Raw genomic sequence first — 7,770 nt, forward strand, 5'->3', positions numbered from 1 at the left:
CGTTTAAGCCATGAAACAAGCAATTTTCCTGCACTAAAACGGGTTTTTACGGGCGTATTTATAGTGATAATCATAAGATATCTGGTTCGTGAGACGCTGAAAAGCCAGTTGGCGATCCTATTCATCCTGTTACTGATTTTCTTTTGTCAGAAATTAGTCAGGATCCTCGGCGCCGCGGTGGATGGCGATATCCCAACCAATCTGGTGCTCTCGCTGTTGGGGCTCGGCATCCCGGAGATGGCGCAGCTTATCCTGCCGTTAAGTCTGTTCCTTGGCCTGCTGATGACCCTCGGCAAGTTGTACACCGAAAGTGAAATTACGGTGATGCACGCCTGCGGCCTGAGCAAAGCCGTGCTGATCAAGGCGGCGATGATCCTCGCGCTGTTCACCGGCGCGGTGGCGGCGGTGAACGTTATGTGGGCGGGGCCGTGGTCGTCGCGCCATCAGGACGAAGTGCTGGCCGAAGCTAAAGCTAATCCCGGTATGGCGGCGCTGGCCCAGGGCCAGTTCCAGCAGGCCAGCGATGGTAACGCGGTGATGTTTATCGAAAGCGTCAACGGCAACCGCTTCCATGACGTCTTCCTTGCCCAGCTGCGTCCGAAAGGCAATGCGCGCCCCTCGGTGGTGGTGGCGGATTCCGGCGAGCTGTCGCAGCAGAAAGACGGCTCGCAGGTGGTGACCCTCAACAAGGGCACCCGCTTTGAAGGCACCGCGATGCTGCGCGACTTCCGCATTACCGACTTCAATAACTATCAGGCTATTATCGGCCACCAGGCGGTGAGCGCCGATCCGGACGACACCGAACAGATGGATATGCGCACCTTGTGGAAAACCCACACCGACCGCGCGCGCGCCGAACTGCACTGGCGCTTCACGCTGGTGGCGACCGTCTTCATTATGGCGCTGATGGTGGTGCCGCTCAGCGTGGTGAACCCGCGTCAGGGCCGCGTGCTGTCGATGCTGCCGGCGATGCTGCTTTACCTGGTGTTCTTCCTGCTGCAAACGTCGATTAAGTCGAACGGCGGCAAAGGCAAAATGGACCCGGCTATCTGGATGTGGGCGATTAACCTGCTCTATTTTGCGCTGGCGGTGCTGTTAAACCTGTGGGACACGGTGCCGATGCGCCGCTTCCGCGCCCGTTTTAATAAAGGAGCGGCCTGATGCAGGCGTTTGGCGTACTTGACCGTTATATCGGTAAGACGATTTTCAACACCATCATGATGACCCTGTTCATGCTGGTGTCGCTCTCCGGCATTATCAAGTTTGTCGATCAGCTGAAAAAGTCCGGGCAGGGCAGCTACGATGCGCTGGGCGCTGGTCTCTACACCATCCTCAGCGTGCCGAAGGACATCCAGATCTTCTTCCCAATGGCGGCGCTGCTTGGCGCGCTGCTGGGGCTGGGGATGCTGGCCCAGCGCAGCGAACTGGTGGTGATGCAGGCATCCGGTTTCACCCGGCTGCAGGTAGCGCTGGCGGTAATGAAAACCGCGATCCCGCTGGTGCTGCTGACCATGGCCATCGGCGAGTGGGTGGCGCCGCAGGGCGAACAGATGGCGCGCAACTACCGTGCCCAGCAGATGTACGGCGGCTCGCTGCTCTCAACCCAGCAGGGGCTGTGGGCGAAAGATGGCCACAACTTTGTCTATATCGAACGGGTGAAAGGCAACGATGAGCTGGGGGGCGTCAGCATCTATGCCTTCAACCCGGAGCGTCGTTTACAGTCGGTGCGCTATGCCGCTTCGGCAAAATTCGATAGCGAAAATAAAGTGTGGCGTCTGTCGCAGGTGGATGAATCCGACCTGACCGATCCAAAGCAGGTGACCGGGTCGCAGATGGTGAGCGGCACCTGGAAAACCAACCTGACGCCGGACAAACTGGGCGTGGTTGCCCTGGATCCGGATGCGCTGTCGATCAGCGGGCTGCACAACTATGTGAAATACCTGAAGTCCAGCGGCCAGGATCCGGGACGCTACCAGCTCAATATGTGGAGCAAAATCTTCCAGCCGCTTTCGGTGGCGGTGATGATGCTGATGGCGCTGTCGTTTATCTTTGGCCCGCTGCGTAGCGTGCCGATGGGCGTCCGGGTGGTGACGGGGATTAGCTTCGGCTTTATCTTCTATGTCCTCGACCAGATTTTCGGCCCGCTGACCCTGGTCTATGGCATACCGCCGATCATCGGCGCGCTGTTGCCGAGCGCCAGCTTCTTCCTGATAAGCCTCTGGCTGATGATGCGCAAGGCCTAGCGGGTAAGCCTGAAACGTAAGCCCCCTCAGCGATGAGGGGGCTTTTTTTTAGCGCTTGCGTCCGCCCAGCAGGCTGCCCAGCATGCCGCGGACGATCTGATTGGTGACCTGGCGAACCGCGCTTTTCGCTGCGGTCTGCACGATACCGTCGCGTTTACCGCCTCGCGGGCCGGTGCTGCCGAACAGGATATCTTTCAGGCCGCCAAGCAGCCCGTCGTCATCGCCGTTCTGCTGGCCCTTCGCCGGCGGAGCCGACTGCTGCCCGGTGGCGACCTGCACCCCTTGCTGCAGCATTTCGAAAGCCGACTCGCGGTCCACCTCCTCCTCATACTTACCGTACAGCGGCGAGTGGTTCAGCAGACCATTGCGCTCGTCATCGCTGACCGGCCCCATTCGCGAGCAGGGGGCGATAACCATCGCCCGCTCGACCACCGACGGGCTGCCTTTCTCATCGAGGAAGGAGATCAGCGCCTCGCCGGTGCCCAGCTCCTGGATCGCCTGCTCGGTACTGAAGGCCGGGTTGGCGCGCATGGTCTGGGCGGCGGTTTTCACCGCCTTCTGGTCCTTCGGCGTAAAGGCGCGCAGGGCATGCTGCACGCGGTTGCCCAGCTGGCCGAGCACTGCGTCGGGAATATCCGCCGGGTTCTGCGAGACAAAGTAGACGCCGACGCCCTTGGAGCGGATAAGGCGGATCACCTGTTCAATTTTATCCAGCAGCACCTGCGGCGCGTCGTTGAACAGCAGATGCGCCTCATCGAAGAAGAACACCAGCTTCGGTTTATCGAGGTCGCCGGCTTCCGGCAGGCGCTCGTAGAGCTCGGAGAGCATCCACAGCAGGCTGGCGGCGTACAGCTTCGGCATCTGGTAGAGCTTTTCGGCGCTAAGGATATTGATCACCCCTTTACCGCTGGCATCGACGCGCATCCAGTCGGCAATATCCAGCATCGGCTCGCCGAAGAAGTGCTCGGCGCCCTGTTGCTCCAGGGTCAACAGCCCGCGCTGGATGGCGCCGATCGAGGCGCTGTTAATATTGCCGTACTGGTTCTGGAAAGACTTGGCGTTATCGCCGATAAACTGGGTGATGGCGCGGAGGTCTTTGAAGTCGAGCAGCAGCAGGCCGCGGTCGTCCGCGATGCGGAAAATAATGTTCAGTACGCCGCTCTGCACCTCGTTGAGATTGAGCAGGCGCGCCAGCAGCAGGGGGCCGAGATCGGAGACCGTCGCCCGCACCGGGTGGCCCTTCTCGCCAAAGATATCCCAGAGCACCACCGGGTTGGCGTGCGGCTCCCAGTCGCTGACGCCGATCTTCTCCAGCCGCGCCTGCAGTTTCTCTGAGCTCTGCCCCGCGGCGGCAATGCCGGTCAGGTCGCCCTTGACGTCGGCCATAAATACCGGCACGCCAATCTCCGAGAACGACTCAGCCAGTTTCTGCAGGGTGACGGTTTTACCGGTGCCGGTCGCACCGGTGATAAGCCCATGGCGGTTGGCCATCGCGGGCAGTAAATAGAGCGCGTTATCCAGCGTGCGCGCAATCAACAGGGGTGAGCTCATGGTCGATTCCTCCATTTATCCTGCGACGATTATAGGCAACCTCGTCGTCCGGCGTTGGGAAAATCGTCACGCGCCGCGCACGCTGTACCGTGAGGGTCTCAGGCGCAGTGGCGCTGGATGAGCGCGATGCTCTGCTCAATTTCGCGCTCGATATCCGCTTCGCTCCATTGCGCCAGCTCGGGGGCGAAGGGCTCAAAAGCGTACACCCCCTGATAGCCGCGGGCTTCCAGCGCTTTAACCTGCTCGCAGGTGCCGAGACGATCCTTCGGGGTTAGCATGATGCGCTCGGCATCGGTGAGCTGCTCGCGCGGACGGCTATCGTCAACTCCTGAAAGGTGCACCAGCCCGATATCCGCCACCTCCACCTGGCTGAACTCGTCCGCCGCCTGCGGGTAAAGATGGTGATGGAAGGTATCGATCAGCAGCTTAAACGGCACGCGGGCGTCGTGGATCAGCGTCTGCGCCTGGTGCGCAGAACGCAGCGAGCTTTGCGGGAAGCCCAGCGGCTCCACCAGGCCGTGGATGCCATAGAAGGCGAACAGCGGCGCCAGGTCGCGCAGGGCGCCCAGGGTTTCGCTGGCCGGCACCTCGCTGCCGTCGTTGAGCGGACAGAGCACCAGCGATTTGGCGCCGATGGCCTGGGCCTCTTTCAGCAGCGATTCGGTCAACTGCCGCACCTCTTCGCTACGACGGTTAAAGGGGTAGACCGCGTTAATCGTCAGGATCTCGATGTGGTAGCGCACCGCCAGCTCGCGCACCTGCTGATGGCTCAGATCGTCGGTCACTTTTCCACTGGGTAAATCGTTGCGCAGCTCGACCTTATTCAGGCCCAGACGGTTCACCAGACGGAAAAACGCTTCAATGCTGAGCGCTGGCGCGATTTTGCGGTTAATACAAAAACGTTGCATTGCGATGGCCATAGGACACTCCTGACGGAAGAGGGGGTAGGTTCGTTCAATTGGCTAACAGTCAAAACGTTTATTCCAAAATTAGCAAGAATGGAAATGATGAATGTTTGAGCTGTCTCGCAAAATATCACCGGCACCGACTACCGGCGCGACAGCGGCGGGAAGCCTGGCGTCGAGGGCAACGAGGCGCGATGCGGGAAGCGCACAGGCGACCGGTTAGTGCAAAATGCGACTGTTATCACCAAAATGAAATTTCATTTCACAACAATGTTGAAATATAAATTTCATTTTACTACGGTTATAGCACAGCAGAATCAGCGACGGGCCGGTGTGCGCTGGCCCCCTTCACTATGAGGCGAGAACATGACGATCACAGGAAACTTTATTGGCGGGAAAACCGTTATTAGCAGCAGCAACGAAACGATGCCGGTGTACGACCCGGCGACGGGCAAAGCGGTGCGCGAAGTCACGGTGTCAACCGCGCAGGAAGTCTCCGAGGCGATTCAGGTTGCTCGCGATGCGTTTGACAGCTGGTCCCGTACCACGCCGCTGCGCCGCGCCCGCGTGCTGTTCAACTTCAAAATGTTGCTGGAGCAGCACGTGGAAGAGCTGGCGGGGATCATCGTCAGCGAGCACGGTAAGGTGTGGTCGGATGCGCTGGGCGAGCTGACCCGCGGTATGGAAGTGGTCGAATTCGCCTGCGGGATCCCGCACCTGATTAAAGGCGAATACTCCTCTGACGTCGGCACCGGCGTCGACAGCTACTCGTTGATGCAGCCCCTGGGCGTGGTGGCAGGGATCACCCCGTTCAACTTCCCGGCGATGGTGCCGATGTGGATGTTCCCGCTGGCGCTGGCCTGCGGCAACAGTTTCGTCCTCAAGCCGCCCGCGCTGGCGCCGACGGCCGCTGTGCGTCTGGCAGAGCTGCTGAAAGAGGCCGGTCTGCCGGACGGCGTGTTTAACGTCGTGCACTGCAGCAATGAAGCTGCTGAGCAGCTGTACACTGACCCGCGTATTGCGGCGGTGAGCTTCGTCGGCTCCTCCGGCGTGGCGGAGTATATCTATAAGACCGCCAGCGCCCACGGCAAGCGCGTGCAGGCCTTCGGCGCCGCCAAAAACCACGCGATTGTGATGCCGGATGCCGATCTCGACGCCACCGTTAACGCCATTATGGGCGGCGCTTTTGGCTCCGCAGGCGAGCGCTGCATGGCGCTGCCGGTGGTGGTGGCGGTGGGAGATGAAACCGCCGACAAACTGATCGCCCGCCTGAAGCCGCTGGTGGAAGCGCTGAAAGTAGGCCCGGGCTGCATGCGTGGCCAGGAAGAGAACGAGATGGGACCGGTGGTGTCTGATACCCACCAGAAAAAAGTGCTCGGCTATATTGATAAAGGCGAAAGCGAAGGGGCAAAACTGGTGGTCGATGGCCGCAAACTGCGCGTGCCGGGTTACGACACGGGCTACTATGTCGGCGGCACCCTGTTCGATCACGTCACCCCGGAGATGACCATCTGGCGTGAAGAGATCTTTGGCCCGGTGCTGGGGATTGTGCGCGCGGCGGACTATGACAGCGCCCTTGAGCTGGTCAACAGCCATGAGTTTGGCAACGGCAGCGCCGTTTTCACCAGCAACGGCCACACCGCGCGTGAATTCGTCCACGACGTGCAGGCGGGGATGGTCGGGGTGAACGTGCCGGTCCCGGTGCCGATGGCGTTCCACAGCTTCGGCGGCTGGAAGCGCTCGGTGTTTGGCGCGTTGAACGTCCACGGGCCGGACGGCGTGCGCTTCTACACGCGTATGAAGACCGCCACCGTACGCTGGCCGGCAGGGCAGCAGACCGTATCTGAATTCAGCATGCCGACGTTAGGTTAATCGGCGAAGGAGAGCGCCATGTCGTTACTGGCTAAATCGCGAAAAGAGGGACAGATCCAGCATATTACGCCGCAAAGCGCCGGTTGGCGCTATATCGGCTTTGATGTCTGGATGTTGAAAAAAGGGCAGACCGTGACGCTGGAGAGCGGCGATCGCGAGCTGTGCCTGGTGCTGGTCGCTGGGCTGGCGTCGGTGAAAACGCAACATGCCGATTTCCCGAATCTCGGTAAACGGATGTCGCCGTTTGAACGCACCCCGCCGTGGTCGGTCTACGTCCCGCCGCAGGATAAAGTCGAGGTAACCGCCGATTCCGATCTGGAGCTGGCAGTATGCAGCGCGCCGGGCAAAGGCAGCTTCCCGGCACGCCTCATTCGGCCGGAAGACGTCGGCGTAGAGCACCGTGGGAAAGGGCGCAACCAGCGCCGGGTGCATAATATTCTGCCGGACAGCGCCGAGGCGGATTGCCTGCTGGTGGTGGAAGTCTACACCGACGAGGGGGCCACCAGCTCGTGGCCGTCGCATAAGCATGATACCGCCCAGCCGGGCAAAGAGACGCAGCTGGAAGAAACCTACTATCACCGCTTCGATCCGCCGCAGGGCTTTGCCTTCCAGCGGGTCTACACCGACGACCGCAGCCTGGACGCCTGTATGGCGCCCTACAACCACGATGTGGTGATGGTGCCGCGCGGTTACCATCCGGTGGCAGCGATTGCAGGTTACGATAGCTACTATCTGAACGTGATGGCCGGGCCGGATCGGAAATGGCTGTTTACCTGGGAAGATGACCACGCCTGGATCAACACGCCGGAGTACCCGCGCCACGACTGACGCGCGGTGCAGAAGCGGATAAAGAAGGCCGGTTAGCGATGCTAACCGGCCTTCCTGTTTGAGGGCGACGGGTGTTTTTTCGCGAAACGCTCCGCGGAATCCCACTCCCCGACCCGGCAAGCGCAGCGCCGCCGGGGAGGATACCTCCGGCGCCATACCCGCCTTTGTGCCGGATGGCGCTACGCTTATCCGGCCTACGGCCTCCTCCCGTAAGCTCCTATACCCCAGGCCCGGTGCTGCTTTTATGCCGGGCGGCGGCTCACGCCTTGCCCGGCATACGGTTCGTGCGACCTGCCGTTAATTTATTCACCATTGTTGCTGAAACTGCCGGTGCTGACGGCCTCAAAATCGCTGAGACGTTCCCGGAAGGC

At 60.7% G+C, this 7,770-nt stretch carries 6 protein-coding genes; 4 read left to right on the forward strand and 2 right to left on the reverse strand.

The window, feature by feature from the left end; translation table 11 throughout:
- Window positions 1-63: 63 nt before the first annotated feature.
- Both lptF and lptG read left to right on the forward strand, forming a co-directional pair.
- A complete protein-coding gene (gene lptF, locus KHQ28_RS17530; protein WP_002886955.1) occupies window positions 64-1,161 on the forward strand; it encodes an LPS export ABC transporter permease LptF in 1,098 nt (365 codons plus the stop codon).
- Window positions 1,161-2,243: an LPS export ABC transporter permease LptG gene (gene lptG / locus KHQ28_RS17535; RefSeq protein WP_002886956.1), complete on the forward strand. Its 1,083-nt coding sequence runs from the start codon at window positions 1,161-1,163 to the stop codon at window positions 2,241-2,243. The genes lptF and lptG overlap by 1 nt, the downstream gene beginning before the upstream one ends.
- A gap of 48 nt (window positions 2,244-2,291) precedes the next feature.
- Here lptG and KHQ28_RS17540 read toward each other — a convergent pair whose 3' ends face one another.
- Both KHQ28_RS17540 and KHQ28_RS17545 read right to left on the reverse strand, forming a co-directional pair.
- Window positions 2,292-3,794 (reverse strand): helicase HerA-like C-terminal domain-containing protein, encoded by a 1,503-nt coding sequence (locus KHQ28_RS17540; protein ID WP_002886957.1) that lies wholly within the window; start codon window positions 3,792-3,794, stop codon window positions 2,292-2,294.
- 98 nt (window positions 3,795-3,892) lie between these two features.
- Window positions 3,893-4,714, reverse strand: coding sequence for a TIM barrel protein (locus KHQ28_RS17545; protein WP_023284519.1), 822 nt, complete (start codon window positions 4,712-4,714; stop codon window positions 3,893-3,895).
- A 351-nt stretch (window positions 4,715-5,065) separates the two neighbouring features.
- On the opposite strand from KHQ28_RS17545, the gene KHQ28_RS17550 reads away from it, so the two are divergent.
- Entirely contained in the window at window positions 5,066-6,571 is a 1,506-nt protein-coding gene (locus tag KHQ28_RS17550; protein WP_032418141.1) for a CoA-acylating methylmalonate-semialdehyde dehydrogenase, read from the forward strand.
- A gap of 18 nt (window positions 6,572-6,589) precedes the next feature.
- Window positions 6,590-7,399: a 5-deoxy-glucuronate isomerase gene (gene iolB / locus KHQ28_RS17555; RefSeq protein ID WP_004177654.1), complete on the forward strand. Its 810-nt coding sequence runs from the start codon at window positions 6,590-6,592 to the stop codon at window positions 7,397-7,399.
- Window positions 7,400-7,770 lie beyond the last annotated feature (371 nt).

Origin of the sequence: Klebsiella sp. 28 (assembly GCF_018223905.1) — a bacterium.
Taxonomy (GTDB): Bacteria; Pseudomonadota; Gammaproteobacteria; order Enterobacterales; family Enterobacteriaceae; genus Klebsiella; species Klebsiella pneumoniae.